Origin of the sequence: Streptomyces oceani (genome assembly GCF_001751245.1) — a bacterium.
Lineage (GTDB): Bacteria > Actinomycetota > Actinomycetes > Streptomycetales > Streptomycetaceae > Streptomyces > Streptomyces oceani.
The window spans coordinates 1-1,361 of the sequence record NZ_LJGU01000081.1 but is presented as its reverse complement, the minus strand read 5'-3'; the positions used below and the strand labels follow the sequence as shown (position 1 = coordinate 1,361).

Sequence of the window (1,361 nt, the reverse complement as noted above, 5' to 3'; positions counted from 1 at the left end):
TGTGAGTGGGTGGCGGGGTGGCATCGGTTTGGGCGTCAGCCGGTTTTGTCTGGGTGATGGTTTGCTGAGCTGGCTGTTCCGTGGTTGATCTTGGCTGCTTTGGGGTGACCAAGTAGCTGTTATGGGACGGGTAGGGGAGCTAGCACATCTGGGTGCTGGCTGTCGTGGGGTTGCTCATTCCTGTGTTCGTGGTGCGGGCGGGGGAGTGGGGTGGGCCCATGGCTGTCGAATCCTCGCCGTCTTCGTCTTCGGTCGTGCCGGAGGCGCCGCTTGCTGGTGTTCCGCTTGATTCGCTTTCCCTGGACCGGGCTGTGATGCGGCCGGTGGTGGTACGCCGTCTCCTTGAGTTGAGGGAGGCCAAGATCTTGGAGACGGTGCATGTGCGGATCGTCGCTGAGTCGGTGGGGGTCTCGGAGCGCACGGTGTGGCGGTGGCTGGCCCAGGCTCGTTCCTCGGGCCGTGTGGAACCTGCTGCGCGGCGTGGGGGGTTCGTCCTGGATGACGCGTTGTGGTCCCGCTTGGCTGACCTGGGCGGGAACGTGTCCGCGCTGTACCGGTGGATGACGGGCGACCAGGGTGCCGCTTCGGTGCCGGTGCCTTCGCTGGCGACAGTACTGCGTGCAGTGCGCCGGGATCTGCGCGCCGGCCGGGGACTTGAGGTCGCACGGCCGGCTCGGGGCTATGCCGGACTGGACCGCTACGACCGGGCTCTGGCCGAGCTGGCATTGCCGGGCACGGTCGATGAAGCCGGTCAGGCCCTGTCCGTCCCGGCCGCGGACCAGGCCGTCGGAACGGCCGCGTCGGCGGCATCGGCGGTGCCAGCTGAGTCCGAGCCCGCCGCCGCTCACACACGCCTGCTGTTCGGCCGGGACGTGCGGCTGTACGCGCCGGGCGCGCACGTGGTCTCCACCCGGCAGGTGGGCGAGGTGACCGAGGCCCTCGCGCACACAGTCGCCGCGCGAGGTCTGCTGTGCGTGTACGGGGATACCGGGCACGGAAAGACAGTCGCGGTCCACCAGGCACTGGGTCTGCTGCCGCGCCGCCTTCCGGTCCACCAGGCGCTGGTCGCGGTGAAGCCGGCTCTGCCTCAGTTGCGTGCCGCGCTGCTCACGGCCTTCGGCCTGTCTGCCCCGTCGCTGGTGAACCGCACGGAGGCCGCTGACCGCGCGCTCATTGACGCGTTGAAGAATCCGGGTGTGCTGGTCATCGATGACGTCCAGCGCATCGCCGCCCCTGAACTGGACTACCTGCGCCTGCTGGTCGACGCCCCCACTACGCAGGCGTCGCTGGTGCTGTGCGGAGCGGGCGCCGAGCGCACTCTTGCACGTGCTCCCGCGCTGGCCTCGCGGGTGCTGACCTGG

General features: G+C 69.3%; 1 protein-coding gene. It reads left to right on the top strand.

What is annotated here, in order from left to right:
• Positions 1-218: 218 nt before the first annotated feature.
• A partial coding sequence (locus AN216_RS00450) for an AAA family ATPase (RefSeq protein ID WP_139140824.1) occupies positions 219-1,361 on the top strand: 1,143 nt, incomplete at its 3' end.